Origin of the sequence: Reichenbachiella ulvae, assembly GCF_025833875.1 — a bacterium.
Classification (GTDB): domain Bacteria; phylum Bacteroidota; class Bacteroidia; order Cytophagales; family Cyclobacteriaceae; genus Reichenbachiella; species Reichenbachiella ulvae.
Genome location: NZ_JAOYOD010000001.1, coordinates 4822608 through 4842465 on the forward strand (window position 1 = coordinate 4822608; position 19858 = coordinate 4842465).

A 19858-nucleotide genomic window follows, 5' to 3' on the forward strand; every position below is an offset into this window, starting at 1 on the left:
TTAAACTATCCCCGGTAATTTAATCAATGACTCATGCGATACTCAAACGATCGGACGCTTTTTCTTGAATGATATCCTGTACCGGACGGTTTTCTATTTTCGATTCCAGCCAGGAGATAATGTCAAAGTAAATAAAGGCCCGTTTTTCATAAGGGTCCTTCGACAATTCCAAAAGGTTGTTTCTCAGGGTTTCGAAGCGTTTTTTCAGTTCCTCTTCGGTAATGTTCGTCTTCAATCGTACCAGGAAGTTGAGGATGTATTTCTGAAACTGATGGAGGTCTTCTTTCTTCAGGAGAAAACGATAAGTCGACCGAACATAGTACTCGATCAATTCCATATTGCCCAACTCATAATGGCTGATTAGATTGACTATGCGTGCAAAACCATGGATGTCTTCACGTAGATCCACCTCGTGAGAATTGATGATTTTGTTGAGCCACGAAACGGCTGTTTTATAATCTTCATTTCCGAAGTAAAGACAGGCAGTTTTGAAGTACATGATCACGCGCGAATGTGGGTCTAGTTGCAAGGCAAAGTGCTCGATGCCCGGCATGATTCTGTCCATCAAGGCCACTCCTCGAGCGAAATCTCCTTTCATAAACAAGCGATTGAATTCGTGAACAAAAGTGTATTTCTGAAGTTTCAACCGGATGTTCTCATTCAGATATGCAGAAGGTAGATTATTGAGCGAGCGAAGTTCACGGGTCGTGTTTTGAAATTCTCGATACTTAAGCAGTTTGTTTTGGGCGATTAATAGATAATTCAGACTGGAAATGTAGATCTCCAGCCTGGAAAGAATCAAGGTCTTTTGGCCAGTGAATAGTTCTACCAATTTGCTCGCATACTCGTACCCTCTGTCGAAATCCTGTATAAAGAAGTAGTAGCCAATATATAAGTTGTATAGCCCGATCTTTTCGCTAACTGAAAAGGAGTCTTCTTCGAATAGAGGAAGGTTGGTTTGAAACACGTTATTGATCTCGCGAAAATCCTGTTCGTTTCGGATGAAGCCAATTTTCTTGTACATGGCTTGCAATTTGAACTGAAGGTTGGAAAAAGCATTGATGTGGTTGATGCGCATCGCGGTTTCTTCTATTTCGGTGATCACCTTGTTGGTGCGTTCCAGACTATCGCGCACTGTTTGTCGAGTCAGCATTTGCTTCTCCCATTTTAGGATCTCTAGCTGCATTTCCAGGTTGTCACTTTTGATTGCAAGCTTCTTGGCCTTTTTGATCACCTCGGCACATTGAGAGTACAGACTCTTATTGAACAAAATCTCAGCATGATCTACCATGTCACGGATTTTAATGTTAGGCAGTGTATTGGAGTTATAGTCCCTTAGAGATTCCAAAACCTTGGTGTAGAGATGAGCCTTCAGGTTAGAAAGTTGACTGGCTTTGATTCCAGGTTCCATCGCCAATATTTCTTCGTCATCAAATTGCTTCTGTTTCTCTATGATGGCGAACAACCTTGTGTATTTTGCATTTTCCGTCCCCTGGCTCGACATTTTGAAATAGCGCTTTTCACTTTTCTTGAGCGACTTAATCAATAGAAATAATGAGTCCGATCTTTCTTTAGACATTGTAATTGCAATTGATCTTAATATACGTTTTAGCTCTGTTTTGGTTGGTTATTGCTCTGTTAGAGATCGTAATTAAATAAAACTATGGTATTTTTTAGCGAATTATCGCTAATTACTTTTGAGTCATTAGAATTATAAAAGAAGACTATGGATAATCGCATACACATATTCGACACTACTCTGAGAGACGGAGAACAAGTACCAGGCTGCAGATTGAATACTAAAGATAAGCTTTTGATCGCAGAAGAACTGGAATCTTTAGGTGTTGATATCATCGAGGCGGGCTTTCCTATCTCCAGCCCTGGGGATTTTGAGTCGGTAGCGGAGATTGCGAAAATCGTCAAAAATGCTACAGTATGTGGATTGACTCGTGCTGTACAAAAGGATATAGAAGTGGCAGCCGAAGCACTCAAACATGCCAAGTTCCCAAGAATTCACACAGGTATTGGGACCTCAGATCAGCACGTGTTTACTAAGATCAAAACTACTCGTGAGGATATTTTGGTCAGAAGTAAGCAAGCCGTAAGATGGGCAAAGAAGTACGTGGATGATGTTGAGTTCTATGCAGAGGATGCAGGGCGTACAGAAAATGCCTTTTTGGCTCAAGTGGTAGAGGCGGTGATAGCTGAAGGTGCTACTGTAGTGAATATTCCAGATACTACTGGATACTGCTTGCCAGAGGAGTACGGAGCTAAAATCAAGTACCTAAAAGAAAATGTGAAAGGCATCGAAAAAGCCATCATATCCACTCACTGTCACAATGATTTGGGATTGGCCACTGCTAACTCAATCGCAGGTGTACAAAACGGAGCTCGTCAGATCGAATGTACCATCAATGGTATTGGAGAAAGAGCAGGAAACACGGCACTCGAAGAAGTAGTGATGATCATGCGCAAGCACAACTGGATGAAAGCAGAAACGGGTGTGGTATCGAAAAGACTGAATGCTATCAGTAAGCTGGTTTCAGAGAAAATGAGAATGCCAGTGCAGCCTAACAAGGCGATAGTGGGGTCTAATGCATTTTCTCACTCATCAGGTATCCATCAGGATGGTGTGATCAAGAACAGAGACAATTATGAAATCATCGATCCGGCTGAAGTAGGGGTAAACGAATCGTCGATTATCCTAACTGCAAGAAGTGGTAGAGCTGCGTTGAATTATAGACTAGAAAACCTTGGAGCAAAATTGTCTAAGGATGAATTGGAAGTGATTTATCAGGACTTTTTGAAAGTAGCTGATCAGCATAGTGTGGTGGAGGACGAACAACTGAAGGAGTTGATGAGTGCACACCAGGCCATCGATGCTTAATAAAGATATGAAGTACAAGTTGAATTCGAAACAATCTGAAAAAGGCAACCAGTCCAAAGCAAAGGCTGATAAGGGTTTAGAACATGAATTGAATAGTCGCATGTTTCTACCTTCGAGTCAATGCCGTGGTAGCAAGAGTCATTATCTCTTCGCATTTGGAGCGGAAAGCCTGAATTGACAAAATCGAGCCCTTTAGTAGAAGGCAAAGGGAAAGAAGAATGAGGAAAATGTTCCTCATTTTTTCTATACAGGATTGAAATTGTAATGTGTGGGAAGGCCATTTGATAAAAAACAAACTTTTTGTTTGGAACTAAAAATTAAAATGATCTCCTTTGGCAATAATTAAAGAACGAAATGATAACAATTATTGTCATAGCATTAACGATTGTAGCAGTGGTCGCGTGGGCCACCGGTCGGGAGTGATATATCAATAATTTTAGAAAAATATTTGAAGCGTCATTCCCACAGGAATGACGCTTTTTTATTGCCCAAAACAACAGACTTGAAAGTGATAACGATTATTGACTTAGTGGCCATTGTACGTATTGCCGTCAGCGACGGAAAATGAGAGAGGTGTGTTTACCACAATAAAAAAGGCCTTTCTCTGTACAGTGAAGGGCCTTTTTTATGCTTCAATGATCAGAACCAAAAAAGAGATTAGACTATGTATTACAACGAGAACTCAATAATCTACCAGGACGGCCAGTGGTTGAAAGCCATCGACGCGAAGGTGAACCTGTATAGTCAGACCATGCACCACGGCAATGGGGTGTTCGAAGGTATCCGTTCGTATGGAAGTGCTGCCGGCCCAAATATTTTCAAGGCCAAACAGCATTTTGAGCGCTTGAAATATTCTGCTGAAAGAATGGATATCAAGTTTCCCTATTCGGTAGACGAGTTGGTCAAAATCTCTTATGAGTTGTTAGAGAAAAACAATTTGGAAAATGCCTACATCCGTCCGATGATCTATCTCGGCGCTAACATGAAGTTGATCACTTGTGGAGAGGTTCATATCATGATGGCGGCATGGGAATGGCCTCCTTATTTGGGTGATGAATCTTTGAAGGTTATGATCTCTTCCTATCAAAGACCCAACCCTAAATCGATCCCGGTTGATGCTAAGGTGACTGGCAATTACACCAATTCAATCCTGGCTACCAATGAGGCTAAGAAGAACGGATTTGATGAGGCCTTGCTTTTGGATTCCGATGGATTTGTAGCGGAAGGTTCTGGTCAGAATTTCTTCTATGTCAAGGACGATGTGATCTACACGCCTCCATTGGGTAATATACTACCTGGTATTACCCGTGCGACTGTGATAGAATATGCCATGGAGCTGGGCTATCCTGTAGTAGAAAAGCTATTCAAGCCGGAGGACATGGAAGGAGCAGAAGTTGCGTTTTTTACTGGTACAGCTACCGAAATCGCCAGTATTGCGCAAATCGACAATATCATGTTTAAAAAAGATTGGAAAGATACAATTGCCTACGAATTGTTTCAAATGTATAGAGCTAGAGTCACCAACGAAGAGTTGAGTGAGTCGGCAGTAGGATAATAAAGGAAAGCATCAAGTAAATTTTGAAATCTAAAATGGAATTAAACAAACACAGTAAGACGATCACACAAGACCCCTCGCAACCGGCCTCACAGGCTCAGCTTTATGCGACTGGTTTAACTGAAGAAGATATGGGCAAAGCCCAGGTGGGCATCGTCAGTACGGGATTTGAAGGAAACCCTTGTAACATGCACCTTAATATTTTGGCTCATCAGGTCAAAAAAGGCGTCAAGGAAGCGGATCTCGTCGGTTTGATTTTCCATACGATTGGGGTAAGTGATGGGATATCTAACGGTACTAGCGGTATGAAATATTCGCTGGTTTCCAGAGATGTAATTGCTGACTCTATAGAAACTGTAGTCCAGGCGCAGTTTTATGATGCTGTGGTGCCTGTAGTGGGCTGTGACAAAAACATGCCAGGTTCGATTATGGCACTGGGCCGTTTGAACAGACCGGGCTTGATGGTATACGGTGGTACAGTGAAGCCAGGGAAATGGAAAGGCGAGGATTTGAATATCGTGTCGGCATTCGAAGCTTATGGTAAGAAACTGGGCAACAATATTTCTGATGAGGATTTCAACGGTATCATCAAAAATGCCATCCCAGGACCAGGAGCTTGCGGCGGTATGTATACTGCCAATACCATGGCCTCTGCGATCGAAGCAATGGGTATGAGTTTGCCTTCTTCTTCTTCCAATCCAGCAGAGAGCGAGGACAAGAAACAAGAGACTTATAGAGTAGGGCAGGCGGTTTACAATCTTTTGAAAGAAGACATCAGACCGAGAGATATCATGACGATGGAGGCCTTCGAAAATGCCATCCGACTGATCATGATCACAGGTGGCTCGACCAATGCTGTGCTCCACTTGATCGCTATGGCCAGATCGGTAGATATTCCTTTGACTTTGGATGATTTTCAGCGGATATCAGATACAACTCCGTTTATCGCAGACTTGAAGCCAAGTGGTAAATACTTGATGCAAGATCTACACGATGTAGGAGGTATCCCAGGAGTGATGAAAGTCCTTTTGAGAGAAGGCTATTTGCATGGCGATTGTATGACTGTGACTGGTAAAACGCTTGCAGAAAACATTGAAGAAGGTCCTTCATTGAAAAAAGATCAAAAAGTGATCTATTCATTCGGAGAGCCTATTAAGAAAACAGGTCACCTGCAGATTCTTTATGGTAATCTGGCACCAACGGGATCAGTAGCAAAGATTACAGGTAAAGAAGGTGAATACTTCGAAGGACCCGCCCGATGCTACGACGATGAGTATGCAGCGATTAAAGGGATCGGCGAAGAAGTTCAAAAAGGTGAAGTAATCGTGATTCGCTATTCAGGGCCTAAGGGTGGACCAGGTATGCCAGAAATGCTGAAGCCAACTGGCGCAGTAATGGGTGCTGGATTAGGTAAAGACGTAGCGCTGATTACAGATGGTAGATTCTCTGGTGGTTCTCACGGATTTGTGGTAGGACATATCACACCTGAGGCGCAAGAGGGTGGACCGATCGGGTTGATCAAAGATGGAGACATCATCGCGATCGATGCGGTCAACAATAAACTGGAAGTGAAAATAAGTGATGAGGAGATGGAAAAGAGAAGAAAAGAATGGGTGCAGCCTCCTTACAAAGCGACCAGAGGAGTTTTGAAAAAGTACATAAATCAAGTTAAGTCAGCTTCTGAAGGCTGCGTAACAGACGAATAAATAATAGGAGAAATGGAGACTTCTACATTAGAACAAGAACAAAAAACGATGACCAAAACGGAAAAGATGACAGGCTCTGAGGCAGTATTGAGATGCTTGCTAGAAGAGGGTGTGGACACCATATTTGGTTATCCAGGCGGCGCAATCATGCCGATCTACGACTTGCTGTATAAGTATATGGACAAGTTGAATCATATCCTGGTAAGACACGAACAAGGAGCCGCACATGCTGCTCAGGGGTACGCGCGTGTCAATGGTAAAACAGGTGTCTGCTTCGCAACTTCAGGGCCTGGAGCGACTAACCTGATCACAGGTATTGCAGATGCGCAAATTGACTCTACACCGATGGTGTGTATCACCGGACAGGTGGCTTCTCACCTGTTAGGGTCAGATGCTTTTCAGGAAACGGATGTAGTGGGGATCTCCATGCCTGTCACTAAGTGGAACATCCAGGTGACCAAGGCTTCTGAAATTCCAGAGGCGATTGCCAAGGCTTTCTACATTGCTAACTCGGGCAGACCGGGACCTGTATTGATTGATATCACGAAGGATGCACAGTTCGAGGAGTTCGAATACGCTTACGAAAAGTGTGATCGTATCCGTAGCTACCATCCTTATCCTATATTGGATGAGAGCAAAGTAGAAGCGGCAGCTGATTTGATCAATCAGGCCAAGAAACCTATGATATTGGTAGGTCATGGGGTGATTATCTCCAAGGCTCAAAGTGAACTATTGGCTTTCGCAGAAAAGGCTGGAATCCCAATGGCTTCTACCTTGTTGGGCTTGTCAGCGGTACCTACTGCTCACCCGCTCTATGTTGGGTATCTGGGTATGCATGGTAACTATGGGCCTAATGTTAAAACCAATGAGTGCGACCTTTTGATTGCTATCGGTATGCGCTTTGACGATAGGGTAACAGGTGATTTGAAAACTTATGCCAAGCAGGCCAAGGTGATTCATATCGAGATTGATCCAGCAGAGATCGATAAGAACGTGAAGACGGATGTAGCGGTTATTTCCGATGCAAAGGCTGCTCTGCTGAGTTTGATTCCTCATGTCAATGAGAACAAACACGAATCATGGTTGCAGGAGTTCAAAGCTTGCGATGATATGGAATATGAAAAAGTCATTAAGAATGATTTTCATCCGACAGGCGAAGAGTTGAAAATGTCAGAAGTGATCAAAGCGATCTCTGACAAGACAGAAGGTAAGGCGATTTTGGTAACTGACGTAGGGCAGCACCAGATGATTGCCACTCGTTATTATGAGTTTTCGGATACTCGTCTCAATGTAACTTCTGGTGGATTAGGAACTATGGGCTTTGCCCTTCCAGCTGCTATGGGGGCCAAAATGGGACGACCAGAAAAAGAAGTAATCGCAGTAATCGGTGACGGTGGATTCCAGATGACTATTCAGGAGTTGGGCACCATCTTTCAGAGCAATATTGGTGTGAAGATTTTGATCTTGAACAACAACTTCCTCGGGATGGTTCGTCAGTGGCAGCAGTTGTTTTTTGACAAGCGCTATTCCTTTACCGAGATGGTGAATCCGGATTTTCAGAAGATTTCTGAAGGATATGGTATCCCATGTAATAAGCTAGAAAAAAGAGAAAATCTGAATGATGCCATTCAAGCATTTCTGGATCATGAGGGTCCATACTTGCTGGAGGTTGTAGTAGAAAAAGAAGGGAATGTATTCCCGATGGTTCCGACAGGAGCTTCTGTTTCTGATATCAGATTGGACTAAAAAATTAGATTGAAAGTGGACAAACAACATACATTATCGGTATTAACCGAGGACAAAGCAGGATTGCTCAATCAGATTACGATCATCTTCACCAGAAGAAAGATCAACATCGACAGTTTAAATGTCTCTTCGACAGAGGTGCCTGGTATTAGCCGTTTTACGATTGTGATCACCAGCACACTGGATGAGGCAGAAAAAGCCGTCAAGCAGATTCGTAAGATTGTCGATGTACTTGGGGCCTTTTTGTACAATGAGGATCAGATTTACTATCAAGAGATTGCGCTTTACAAAGTGCCTACTAAGGTGTTTTTGAATGGACAGAGCATAGAAAAGCTGGTCAGAGAAAATGGAGCCAGAATTTTGGTGATCGAAGAGGATCACATCATCCTGGAGAAGACAGGTCTGAAAGATGAAACACACGATCTATACGAAAAGCTAGTTCCATTAGGGCTACTAGAATTCGTGAGATCAGGCCGTGTGGCACTTTCAAAATCCAAGCGTAAAACCGAAGAGTATATCAAAGGCTTGGAAAATTCGAAAGAGAACCTTTTGAGCATTAAGGATTTTTGAATTAGATATTAGACACTAGATGCTAGATACTAGACTTTGTGAAGAGCTAGTATCTAGCTTCGGTAGTCGTATAAATGGCAAATACTAGAGAATAGATAGGAGATGCAAAATGTCTAAAATCTAATATCTATAATCTAACATCTAAGAAAATGAGACAAGTACTACTTCATGAGGGTTCCCGTCAGCTGGACTATGAGATCAGAGACATAGTCAAGAAAGCAGAGGCTTTGCAAGAGCATGGGACAAAAATCTATTGGGAGAATATTGGGGATCCAATCCTCAAGCATGCAGTGGTACCCGCCTGGATCAAAGAAATCATGACCGAACTGGTCAATGACAATTCGACCTACGGCTATTGCCACTCCAAGGGAGAATTAGCTACTAGAAAATATGTAGCGCAAGAAAATAATGACAAAGGAGGCGTGCAAATCACGGCTGACGATGTATTGTTTTTCAACGGATTGGGAGATGCGATTGGTAAACTATACCAGTTTTTGAATCCTTATTCAAGGGTGATCGGGCCTTCACCGGCCTATTCGACTCACTCTGCATTAGAGGCGGCACACTCTAACAAGGAGCCGTTGACCTATAATTTGGATCCAGAAAACTATTGGTATCCTGATTTGGATGATTTGCGATTGAAAGTAAAATACAACCCAAATATCGTAGGCATCCTGATCATTAATCCGGATAACCCAACTGGGATGGTATATCCAGTGGAGATCTTGGAACAAATCGTCGATATCGCCAGAGAGTTCAATTTGTTTCTGATAAGTGACGAGATATATACCAATATCATCTACAACGGAGTAGAAACGAAAGCGCTGTCCCAAGTGCTGGGCGAAGTGCCAGGTATCGCTATGAAAGGTATATCAAAGGATACGCCATGGCCAGGTTCGAGATGCGGATGGATGGAATTTTACAATCGTAAGGCTGACCCAGAGTTTGACAATTATTGTGCGACTTTGGAAAATGCGAAGATGGTGGAGGTTTGTTCGACTACTTTGCCTCAGCGCGCTTTGCCTATCATACATGAGCATCCTAAGTTTCAGGAGTATCTGAAAGAAAGAAGAAAAGAGATTGAGGAGAGAAGTACGATCATCTCTCAGCATTTGGAGAATATACCATACATCACTTTCAATAAGACCAATGGAGCATTCTATAACACCATTGTTTTTAAGGATGGAGCGATCAACAACAAGCAATATCTGGAAATTGAGAATCCAGAAGTGAAGGAATTGGCTGAGGAATGGGTTGAGAAGATCGGTGAACCAGACAAGCGCTTTGTATACTATCTATTGGCTGCCAAGGGTGTGTGCGTGGTGCCATTGTCCTCTTTTCAATCTGAATTGAGAGGATTCCGAATCACTTTGCTCGAAGAAAATAAGGAAGTGCTTCACCAAACCTTTAGCAAGATCGCTGAAGCCATCAACGAATTTTGTACGTCTGATGTAGACGAAAAGGCCGAAGTGGCTGTATCATAGCCTATGGATGCGGGAGTAATGGAAAAGCCTACGCTGGTAGGCGTGATGAAGGCAGGAAAAGGATTGGAAGGGGTAGCAGTGCATACCCCTTTGGTCACTAATATGAACTACTCGGAGCGCTATGGTGCCAAGGTGGAGTTCAAACGAGAAGATCTACAAGTAGTGCGCTCTTACAAGCTGCGTGGTGCCTACAATAAGATTGCAAATCTCGAGGCATCAGAACAATCGAAGGGCATCGTATGCGCCAGTGCTGGTAATCATGCTCAAGGTGTGGCCTATTCTTGCCAAATGCTAGGCATCAAAGGCACCATCTTCATGCCTGGCGTCACTCCCAAGCAGAAGATCAAGCAGGTTAAAATGTTTGGGAAGGACAAGGTGGATGTCGTATTGATAGGAGATACTTTTGACGATGCTTATAAGCAGGCTCAGGAGTTTTGCCAGGAAAATGGCTCAACTTTCGTGCATCCATTTGACGATACCAAGATTATCGAAGGGCAAGGAACTGTCGGGCTGGAGATAGCCAATGATAGCAGCGAGCCTATCGATTATCTCTTCGTGCCGATTGGTGGAGGAGGATTGGCCTCAGGTATCATTACAGTATTCAAGGAACTATCACCGGACACTAAAATCATAGGCGTAGAACCAGAAGGTGCGCCAGCCATGCGCGACTCAATTCAAGCAGGTAAAAATGTGATTTTGGATAAGATCGACACTTTCGTAGATGGGGCGGCGGTCAAGGCAGTAGGCGAATTGCCTTTAGAAATCTGCAAAGATCAGCTCGATGACATCATCCTCGTGCCGGAGGGGAAAATCTGTACGACCATTCTTCAGCTTTACAACGAAGAAGCCATCGTAGTAGAGCCGGCGGGTGCTTTGACTTTAGCAGCGTTAGATTTTTACAAAGAAAAAATCAAAGGAAAGCATGTCGTTTGTGTGATCAGTGGTAGCAACAATGACATTACTCGAACAGAGGAAATAAAGGAACGCTCGCTGCTATACGAAGGCTTAAAGCACTATTTCATTTTGCGATTCCCGCAGAGAGCAGGAGCGCTCAAGGAGTTTGTGTCAGATATTTTGGCGCCAGGAGATGATATCGTGCATTTCGAATACTCCAAAAAGCACAGTCGTGAGAAGGGACCAGCCCTGATCGGGATCGAATTGCAAAACAGGGATCACTTGCAGTCTTTGCTGGAGAAGATGACCGAAAAGAATTTTGTTTACGAGTACCTGAATGATAAACCCGATTTACTGCAATATTTGGTGTGATGGATGGTGAGACAGTGGTGGATCATAGTGCTAATTATTCTGGTTTTGGAGGCCGCAATCTATGGCTTGTCGGGATTGGCAACTGACGATTGGGGTATTCAATTTCAGTTGGCGGCACGCTATTCCGCGCGAGTTTCATTGCTCATATTCATTGCGCTATTTGCATGGGTTGCTCGTGAGGGTTTGAAGTCCCTGTTTCAATCAGAACAAAAACGAAGCATAATCAACGCTGGCGTTTTTGCTTTTGCGTTCAATCATCTGCTTCATTTGCTGTTTTTGATTATTACTCATTATTTGTTGGGTTGGGAGCTGTTTACACTCAAAACTTCCGGAGGTATATTGGTCTATATTTTGGTTCTACTTGCCCCTTGGTATTTGCAAAAGAAAACGCATTTGACTTCTGCGTCTTATCGCTGGATATACGGAAGTTTTAGCGGTGCATGCCTGGTGTTTTTTGTGAGCTATTTGGGTCGATGGAACAAGGAATTGCCCTTCATTTCATCAAAAGCCTACTTTATCGGGAGCATGATTGTGATTGCAGGCTTGTTTTTGGTGAATATGTTTAGAATATGGCAAGAAAGAAGTGTGAAATTAGAAGTTAATGCAAAGAATGAATGAAATAAGTACGAACTTCGAAATTGGATAGCACCCGTCTGTGTCTCCCCTCAGGCCTGCCAGTCGGTAGACAAGAGGAGTATTAATCCCCCTTTGAAGGCCTGCCTGTCCGGTAGGCAGGGGGCTAGGGGGATGTAAATACAGATTTGAAATTAAAGAGAAAAAACATAGGTTGATAGACTTTTAACTTTCAACCTGAAACTTTTGAACAAACAATGACCAACCAAGAATGAAGCAGAATTATGATTTAGAAGAAAGGTTAATTGATTTTTCAGTTTCTGTCATAGAGATAGTAGATAAGATGCCAAACTCAAAGGCGGGCAATCATTTGGCAAGCCAACTGGTGAGATCTGGAACTTCAGTTGCTCTAAATTATGGAGAAGCTCAGGCAGCAGAATCAAGACGTGATTTTGTTCATAAAATGAAAGTAGTTTTAAAGGAGTTGAGAGAGTCTTTCAACAACTTGCGAATTATTAAAAAGGCATTGCTGTTTCAGCCAATTGAAGCTTTGGATAAGATATTGGATGAAAATAATCAGCTGATTTCGATCTTTGTTAAGAGCATAGAAACAGCTGAAAGCAAACAAGGTAAAAACAAGTATTAACAAATACTTCGGCGTTCAATATTCGCTATTCAGAGTTCGACATTCATTTAGAAATGACGAATCTCGAATGATGAATATTGAATTATGAAATAAATAAATCGATAAATGAAAGTATTGAAATTTGGAGGTACATCCGTAGGTACCCCAGAAAATCTGCGAATCGTAAAGGACATCCTGGTAGCTGGTCAGCCTGAGAAAACCGTTTGTGTGGTTTCGGCTCTTGGCGGAGTGACCAACCTGCTGCATTCATGCAGCGATTTGGCTGCCTCAGGCGATGAGTCCTACGAAGAGTTATTGTCTCAAATTGAAGAGAGACATTTGTCCACCATCAGGGAGCTGTTGCCTGTGAAGACACAGTCTGTCACCTTCAGCAAAATCAAGATTCTGTTGAATGAATTGGAGGACATCATGAAAGGGGTCTATCTCATTCGTGAGCTGTCACCAAAGACGCTGGATAAGGTGCTGAGTTTTGGTGAGACGCTTTCTTCCAACATCATCGTGGACTACCTCAATGCTGAAAATATCAAGACGGATTTGGGTGATTCCAAAGCGCTGATCAAAACAGACAGTGCGCATAACAATGCCAATGTTGATTTTGCTCTGACGAATAAAAACATCACTGAGTACATTTCTAAAGCTGCTGATTTGGTGGTTTGTGCGGGGTTTGTTTCTTCGGACGAAAACGGGGTGACTACTACTTTGGGTAGAGGAGGTTCCGACTATACAGCAGCCATATTTGCAGCTGCTTTGGATGCGGATGCTTTCGAAATCTGGACGGATGTCAGTGGTATGATGACTTCAGATCCAAGACAGGTGACCTCTGCCCACCCGATAGAAAAATTGTCTTTTCAGGAGGCACTGGAGCTTTCACACTTTGGTGCGAAGGTGATCTATCCACCGACTATTCAGCCGGTATTGGATAAGAAGATTCCGATCAAGATCAAGAATACATTTGCTCCGGAAGATCCCGGAACGACCATCTGCGATGATGCCAATGGAGGCAAGCAATTCGTCAAAGGATTGTCGAGTGTAAGTAACATCGCCCTTCTAAACCTGACAGGTAGTGGCATGGTAGGCGTGCCTAAGTTTTCATTTAGACTATTTAAGGCACTGTCCGAAGCAAAAGTGAATGTGATCATCATCACGCAGGCTTCATCGGAGCACTCGATCTGTGTGGGGATTGACAAAAAAGATATTGAAAAGTCTCAAGAGGCGATTGCAGCGGAGTTTCAGTTGGAGCTGAGTCTGCGCAAGATCGACCCACTGGAGGTAGAAACGGGAATGGCGATCGTAGCATTGGTTGGTGACAATATGCGCCAGCATGTGGGTATCGGGGGTCAGATGTTCTCTGCTCTGGGTGAAAATGGTATCAGTATCAAAGCCATTGCACAGGGGTCGTCCGAAAGAAATATTACCGTAGTACTAGAAGAGCGTCACCTCAAGAAGGCCCTGAACGTACTACATGAGAGCTTTTTCCTCTCTAAGAAGAAACGCATGAACCTGTTCATGGTAGGAATCGGTAATGTAGGTGGAACATTGATCGAGCAGATCAAAAAGCAGTACCACTACCTCGACGAACAGGAAGATTTGGAATTGAAGATTGTTGGGATTGCGAACAGTCGCAAGATGTACTTCAACGATGAGGATGGAATCAATCTCGAAGATTGGAAAGGTCAGCTCGACTCAGAAGGTGAGCCGATGGAGGCTACTCAATTCGTCAACCGAATGGTGGAGGCGAACCTTCGTAATTCCATTTTTATAGATAACACTGCCAATGCAGATATCGCGGGACTATATGAGGAGATTCTCAAGAAGAGTATCTCTGTAGTGACGCCTAACAAAATTGCCTGCGCTTCGGGTTATGAGAATTACCTCACACTAAAAAGTACGGCAAGAGAATACCAGTCGAAGTTCTACTATGAAACGAATGTCGGGGCTGGGCTTCCAGTTTTGACTACTCTGGGTGACCTCATCAAAAGTGGTGATAAGATCAACAAGATACAGGCTGTATTGTCTGGTAGCTTGAACTTCATATTCAACAGCTTCAAGCCAGGAGTGAAATTTGCTGATGTGGTCCGTCAGGCTGGGGTAGAAGGCTACACTGAGCCAGACCCTAAAATTGACTTGAGCGGAGTAGATGTGATGCGTAAGATCTTGATTTTGATCCGTGAGAGTGGGCTGAAATTCGAGCTGGGAGATATCGAAAGCAAGTCTTTCATTCCGCAAGAATGTATGGATACTACCAGCAATGAGGACTTTTATTCAAGTCTGGAAAAACACGACGAGGTATTCCAAAAGATTGTTTCTGATGCGGAGGCGAAAGGAGCTAAGCTGAAGTTTGTAGCGACTTTTGACAAAGGACAGGCATCCGTAGGACTCGAGGAAGTGCCAAAAGATCACCCTTTTTATATCCTGGAAGGAAAAGACAATATTGTGCTGTTCTATACGAATCGATATGTAGAGCAGCCATTGGTGATAAAAGGAGCTGGTGCGGGGGCAGAAGTGACCGCATCCGGTATATTTGCGGACGTAATGCGAATTGCCAACAGCTAAATAGAAACAGAGATCATGTCAAATTCTATAAAGGTTTTTTCTCCTTCTACAGTTGCCAACGTGGGCTGTGGATATGATGTGTTGGGTTTTGCCCTGGATGGCATAGGAGAAGAAATGATCGTGACCGAAACGGCCGACGGAAAGATGGAGATCGAAGAAAACGAAAAGTTCGATCTGCCTCTAAAGCCGGAAAAAAATGTAGCCACTGTAGCAGCAAAGGCACTGCTCGAGGCTGCTGGAGTAGAGAAAGGTTACCGCTTTTCTTTCGATAAGCACATACATCCCGGTAGCGGTATGGGTACGAGTGCCTCCAGTTCTGCTGGGGCGGTTTTTGCCGTCAATGAATTGATCGGTCGACCATTCGATACCAAGCAGTTGGTGGAGTTTGCGATGGAGGGCGAGAAGATGCTTTCGGGCAAAGCGCATGCCGACAATGTAGCGCCTAATCTCCTGGGCGGCTTTACGTTGGTGCGGGCTTATGGGCCTTTGGATGTATTGCAGCTGCCTACTCCGGAGGATCTGTATGTGGCCATCGTGCACCCTCAGGTGGTGGTCAAAACCACGGATGCCAAGCGAATGCTGAAGCAGACGGTAAAGTTAGAAAAGGCCGTGTCCCAATGGGGCAATGTGGGCGGATTGGTATCAGGACTCTACGAGTCGGATTACGATCTGATTGGTCGCTCGATGGAGGATCACATAGTAGAGCCTATTCGCAAGCTTTTGATTCCTCTATATGACGATGTGAAAGCCCAGGCCATGACTGATGGTGCGATTGGTTGTAGCATCGCTGGATCAGGGCCTTCGATTTTCGCCTTTGCGAAAGGGAAGGAAACGGCAGAAAAAATCAAAGCCAGCATGCAGTCGATCTACGACGAGGTAGGCATCCTGGCCTACACCTACCTATCCAAAATTGGTACAGAAGGTGTCAGAGTTATTAAATAAATCAATAGTCTAGTTTCTTGGATCTAGCATCTAATATCTATCAAAATGAAATATTACAGTACGAACAGACAAGTCCCAGAGGTGAGTTATGAGGAGGCGATTTTCAATGGATTGCCGGACGATAATGGTTTGTACATGCCGGAGACGATTCCGACGCTACCGGCTGACTTCTTCGAGAATATCGGGGATATGAAACTGCATGATATCGCTTATGAAGTGGCGAGTCGTTTCATCGGGGAGGAAATCCCAGAAAAGGAGTTGCGTCGCATTGTTGAGGAAACATTGAGCTTTGATTTGCCCATAGTAGAGGTGGAAAAAGGTATCTATTCTTTGGAGCTATATCATGGTCCTACTTGTGCGTTCAAAGACGTAGGAGCAAGGTTTTTGGCAAGATGTCTGAGCTATTTTTCTGCTAAGGAAGGAAAGAAATCAACCATTCTAGTGGCGACTTCTGGAGATACGGGAGCGGCAGTAGGTAGTGGTTTTTATGGAGTAGAAAACATCGAGGTGATCATTCTTTACCCCAAAGGAAAGATCTCGAAAATACAGGAGCAACAGCTTACCACATTTGGTAAGAATATTCAGGCCTGCGAGGTGCGTGGAACCTTTGATGACTGTCAAAAAATGGTCAAAGATGCTTTCCTCAACAAAGAGCTGAAAGAAAAATACAATCTGACTTCTGCCAACTCGATCAATATGGCACGTTTGATTCCACAGTCATTTTACTATTTCTGGACTTATGCCATGCTCAAGGATATGGGTGACCTGGTGGTGTCTGTACCTAGTGGCAACTTCGGTAATCTAACTGCGGGATTGCTAGGACAGAAGATGGGCTTGCCGATCAAGCAATTCATCGCTTCTACCAATGTGAATGATATTGTGCCTTCTTACCTGACTTCTGGTCAGTTTGAGCCACGTCCTTCTACGTCCACGATATCCAATGCCATGGATGTAGGGAACCCAAGTAACTTCTATCGCATGAAGGAGGTGTTCGGTTCGTCCTGGGAGGATATGAAGGAAGGTGTCAAGGGTTATGCGTATGATGATAAAATCACCGCAGAAACCGTAGCTGATATCTATCGAAAAACCGATTATCTCATGGATCCGCACGGTGCTGTAGGATATTTGGGCTTGAAAGAATACATGAAAGATCACCCGAACAGCATCGGGGTATTTCTGGAGACGGCACACCCGGCTAAGTTTGGTGATGTGGTAGAACCGATCATCAAACAAGAGGTAGAAATGCCCGAGCGTTTGGCAGAGTTTGCCCGTCGCACCAAAGTATCGACCGAGATCGATGCAACTCAGGAGGAGCTGAAGAAGGTGCTGGAGACGCTCTAGGGGAGTTAAAAGTTGAAAGTGAAAAGTTAAAAGGAGGAAGCTTCATGTATGTATCATGATGTTTCCTCCTTTTGGTTTATGCAGGAATTAAAGCTTCTGCATTGTTTTTTACTATTTTCTTACTGCTCTTTCTTTTCCTCTTTTTCTTCAGTTTGTTGATCCAGATGATCGTACCAGTGACAGGGAGGCTGGTGGCTATCAGGCAGGAAATGAAGTATAGGATTTTGGTAAAGGTGCCAAATATCTCTCCCGTATGGATAGATCTAATCGATTGAGCAATTTGTTGGTTTAGGGGTTTTTCTGAAAAGATTTCTTTCTTTACGATCTCATTGCTGTACTTGTCCATGGTCAATTGATCTCTTCCTGAGCTAACAAAGAATCCTGTATGTGTTTTGGAAATGGAGAGGGTGTTTTTCTCTTTGGAAGTTAGCTCTATGCGGTAATCTCCTTCGTATGGAAGCGCTTGATTGGCTGCTTCTAAGAAGTCTACGAGCTGAAGTGTGCTGGCTGGATATTCCTTCTTTTCTTCTTCTTTGGCGTTGTTGCCTCTGCGACCCCATTGTGGTTTTTCGACTCCTAGTACGCTATACAATCCATCTCTGTAGGCATCAAAGGACCAATACAGTCCGGTAAGGCCCATGACGAGTAAAAGAAAGACAGAGTAGAATCCAAGCGTATTGTGAAGGTCATGGTTGATTCGCTTCCAATTGGCCGACCATTTGATTTTGAGTCCCTGACGCCAGGATTTGACTTTTTGAGGAACCCAGATGACTAGACCACTGAGACAAAGAAAGACAAATATGACAGTACTCCATCCCACAATAGGTCGGCCGATTGCCATATCCAGCATCAGCCATCTGTGTAGTCGAAACATCACCATGAAGAATTCGGAAGCGCCTGTGTGGGTGTCTCCGAGTACTTCTCCTGTGTATGGGTTGACCAAGTAGTTGGTGCCGCGTCGTTGTCCTTCGACACGGACGTTGATGGCATAGGCTTTCTTTGGATCCTGAGGGATGCTTACCGATCCTGGAGTGCCACCTTCTACCACTGCTTCGACTGCCGCCACCAGTTTCTCAATGGGCATGACTTGACCAGAAAGAGGTGCTTGTATATAATAGCGGTCGCTATTGATAGCCTCATCTATTTCTTGATGAAAGGTGTAGATGGTGCCAGTAAGGCAAACTACAAACAGCACCAATCCAGCACCGATTCCTGCCCATAGATGGAGGTCGTTCAAAAACTTTCTTACTTTTTGCCAGGTCGTTTTTTTCTTGGTACTCATGTCGATGCTGTTTGTAGTTTTTGGGGATTAATAAATGCCGATGTAGTAAGAATCAGCTGCTGATTCGATAGACGCAGCTGGGCTCAGCGCATCCGCAGATTCGGAGTTGATATCAAATTCATAGACGAAACCTTCCTCACCTATTGGAGCCAGTGCCATGTAGAATTTGTCATCTATAGCCACACTGTTTTGGTATTGCTGGAGCCATAGATTGTCAGGTGTGTTCAGCTGAACGGCAGAGCCTTTGTAAAGGTCCACTCTAGCCACAGACCACACGGCTTCTCTCGTGCTTCCTTCGTCGGAATTGGCAAATGGCACATAGCCGATACCGTCTCCCACATAAAACCATCCATTGGAAATGGTATTGACGCCTAGCTTTTCTGATAGGTTGAAAGTGAAGCTTTCGTCGTAGGCTCCATTAGTGATTTTTAGGATGTAGGTGTCTTTGGTGTTGTCAGGAACAGTAATGATCTGGTAGACATCTCCTAGCTCGTCTTGATAAGCTACAGTAGTTCTGTAACCATTCGTAGCTCCACCTGCCATGTCTGTAGACAGGACGCCTGGATTTTCTAAGCTTGGAAAGTCCAAAACCAAAGTCTCTACATTGTTGTAAGCCGCAGATGCTCTTTCTTCCAAATCGGCCGGGTTTACGCCTCTTTTGCCCATGCCGTAGTAGATTTTGTCTCCAGCCACTACAGGTGCGTCGATGCGGAATACAAAATCGCCAGTCTCTTCGTCCATGGCTGATCTTGGGATTTCGAATTCTACGTTGGTGCTCATACCCAGGTCTTCCAGATCTACCAGCAGCAGACGAGCAATTGCTTTGGTATAAACATAGTCTCCAGTCTCTTCATCAAATACCTGCTCGGTAGCGATTGAGTGCAACATGGCGTGATCGTCATTCAGACGCGTCCATCTTGGGTAGGCCGTCCCCATGGCAAACTCGATGTTGGTTTTGTCTACCTGCACATAGTCTTGTCCGCCATGGTTTTCAAATTTGTAGATACTGCCTCCACCATAGTCCAGGCTATACATAGTTTTTCCATCCGAAGAGGTGAAAACACGTGCGGTACGGGTAGAAGGTAGTTCGAAACCAAAACCCTTGAAGGAAATTTGTGTCTCAGCAGTCAGTGCCGTATGGCTCTGAACATAAGTTGCAGATGGATTGCCCGAGCCATCGGCAAAGGCAATGGTATAGAGTCTATCGCCAGTGGTGTCTGGAGTTTCTCCTCCATTTTCATTGTCACAGGCAAAGCCTGCCATTACCACTCCTGCAATGAGCATCTTGCTCATTATATTTTTCATTG

At 44.0% G+C, this 19858-nt stretch carries 15 protein-coding genes; 12 read left to right on the plus strand and 3 right to left on the minus strand.

The window, feature by feature from the left end; genetic code table 11:
• Nucleotides 1-31: 31 nt before the first annotated feature.
• A complete protein-coding gene (locus N7U62_RS19760) occupies nt 32-1579 on the minus strand; it encodes a hypothetical protein (RefSeq protein ID WP_264139817.1) in 1548 nt (515 codons plus the stop codon).
• Between the two features lie 147 nt (nt 1580-1726).
• Between N7U62_RS19760 and N7U62_RS19765 the strand changes: the two genes are divergently transcribed.
• The 12 genes from N7U62_RS19765 (at nt 1727) to thrC (ending at nt 17269) form a co-directional block, all read left to right on the plus strand.
• Nucleotides 1727-2887 (plus strand): 2-isopropylmalate synthase, encoded by a 1161-nt coding sequence (locus N7U62_RS19765; RefSeq protein WP_264139818.1) that lies wholly within the window; start codon nt 1727-1729, stop codon nt 2885-2887.
• Nucleotides 2888-3551: 664 nt separating this feature from the next.
• A complete protein-coding gene (locus tag N7U62_RS19770) occupies nt 3552-4442 on the plus strand; it encodes a branched-chain amino acid transaminase (RefSeq protein WP_264139820.1) in 891 nt (296 codons plus the stop codon).
• A 35-nt stretch (nt 4443-4477) separates the two neighbouring features.
• The gene (ilvD, locus tag N7U62_RS19775) at nt 4478-6148 is read left to right on the plus strand and encodes a dihydroxy-acid dehydratase (protein ID WP_264139822.1); all 1671 of its coding nucleotides are present in this window, start codon (nt 4478-4480) and stop codon (nt 6146-6148) included.
• 12 nt (nt 6149-6160) lie between these two features.
• A complete protein-coding gene (gene ilvB, locus N7U62_RS19780) occupies nt 6161-7894 on the plus strand; it encodes a biosynthetic-type acetolactate synthase large subunit (RefSeq protein ID WP_264139823.1) in 1734 nt (577 codons plus the stop codon).
• A gap of 15 nt (nt 7895-7909) precedes the next feature.
• Nucleotides 7910-8464, plus strand: a complete 555-nt coding sequence (gene ilvN, locus N7U62_RS19785) for an acetolactate synthase small subunit (RefSeq protein ID WP_264139824.1) — start codon at nt 7910-7912, stop codon at nt 8462-8464.
• Nucleotides 8465-8613: 149 nt separating this feature from the next.
• The gene (locus tag N7U62_RS19790) at nt 8614-9948 is read left to right on the plus strand and encodes a pyridoxal phosphate-dependent aminotransferase (RefSeq protein WP_264139825.1); all 1335 of its coding nucleotides are present in this window, start codon (nt 8614-8616) and stop codon (nt 9946-9948) included.
• An 18-nt stretch (nt 9949-9966) separates the two neighbouring features.
• On the plus strand, nt 9967-11214 hold the full coding sequence (ilvA, locus tag N7U62_RS19795) for a threonine ammonia-lyase IlvA (RefSeq protein ID WP_264139827.1): 1248 nt from the start codon (nt 9967-9969) through the stop codon (nt 11212-11214).
• A 3-nt stretch (nt 11215-11217) separates the two neighbouring features.
• On the plus strand, nt 11218-11832 hold the full coding sequence (locus tag N7U62_RS19800) for a hypothetical protein (protein ID WP_264139828.1): 615 nt from the start codon (nt 11218-11220) through the stop codon (nt 11830-11832).
• Nucleotides 11833-12058: 226 nt separating this feature from the next.
• Entirely contained in the window at nt 12059-12433 is a 375-nt protein-coding gene (locus tag N7U62_RS19805; protein WP_264139830.1) for a four helix bundle protein, read from the plus strand.
• A 105-nt stretch (nt 12434-12538) separates the two neighbouring features.
• Nucleotides 12539-14986 carry a bifunctional aspartate kinase/homoserine dehydrogenase I gene (gene thrA / locus N7U62_RS19810; protein WP_264139831.1) on the plus strand — a complete coding sequence of 816 codons (2448 nt, stop codon included), beginning with the start codon at nt 12539-12541 and terminating at the stop codon, nt 14984-14986.
• 15 nt (nt 14987-15001) lie between these two features.
• Nucleotides 15002-15928, plus strand: coding sequence for a homoserine kinase (locus N7U62_RS19815; protein WP_264139833.1), 927 nt, complete (start codon nt 15002-15004; stop codon nt 15926-15928).
• 45 nt (nt 15929-15973) lie between these two features.
• Nucleotides 15974-17269, plus strand: a complete 1296-nt coding sequence (gene thrC, locus N7U62_RS19820) for a threonine synthase (RefSeq protein WP_264139834.1) — start codon at nt 15974-15976, stop codon at nt 17267-17269.
• Nucleotides 17270-17345: 76 nt separating this feature from the next.
• Here the strand turns inward: thrC and N7U62_RS19825 are convergent, their stop codons facing one another.
• The gene (locus tag N7U62_RS19825; protein WP_264139835.1) at nt 17346-18551 is read right to left on the minus strand and encodes a PepSY-associated TM helix domain-containing protein; all 1206 of its coding nucleotides are present in this window, start codon (nt 18549-18551) and stop codon (nt 17346-17348) included.
• 27 nt (nt 18552-18578) lie between these two features.
• Nucleotides 18579-19856, minus strand: coding sequence for a DUF4374 domain-containing protein (locus N7U62_RS19830; protein ID WP_264139836.1), 1278 nt, complete (start codon nt 19854-19856; stop codon nt 18579-18581).
• Nucleotides 19857-19858: the final 2 nt, after the last annotated feature.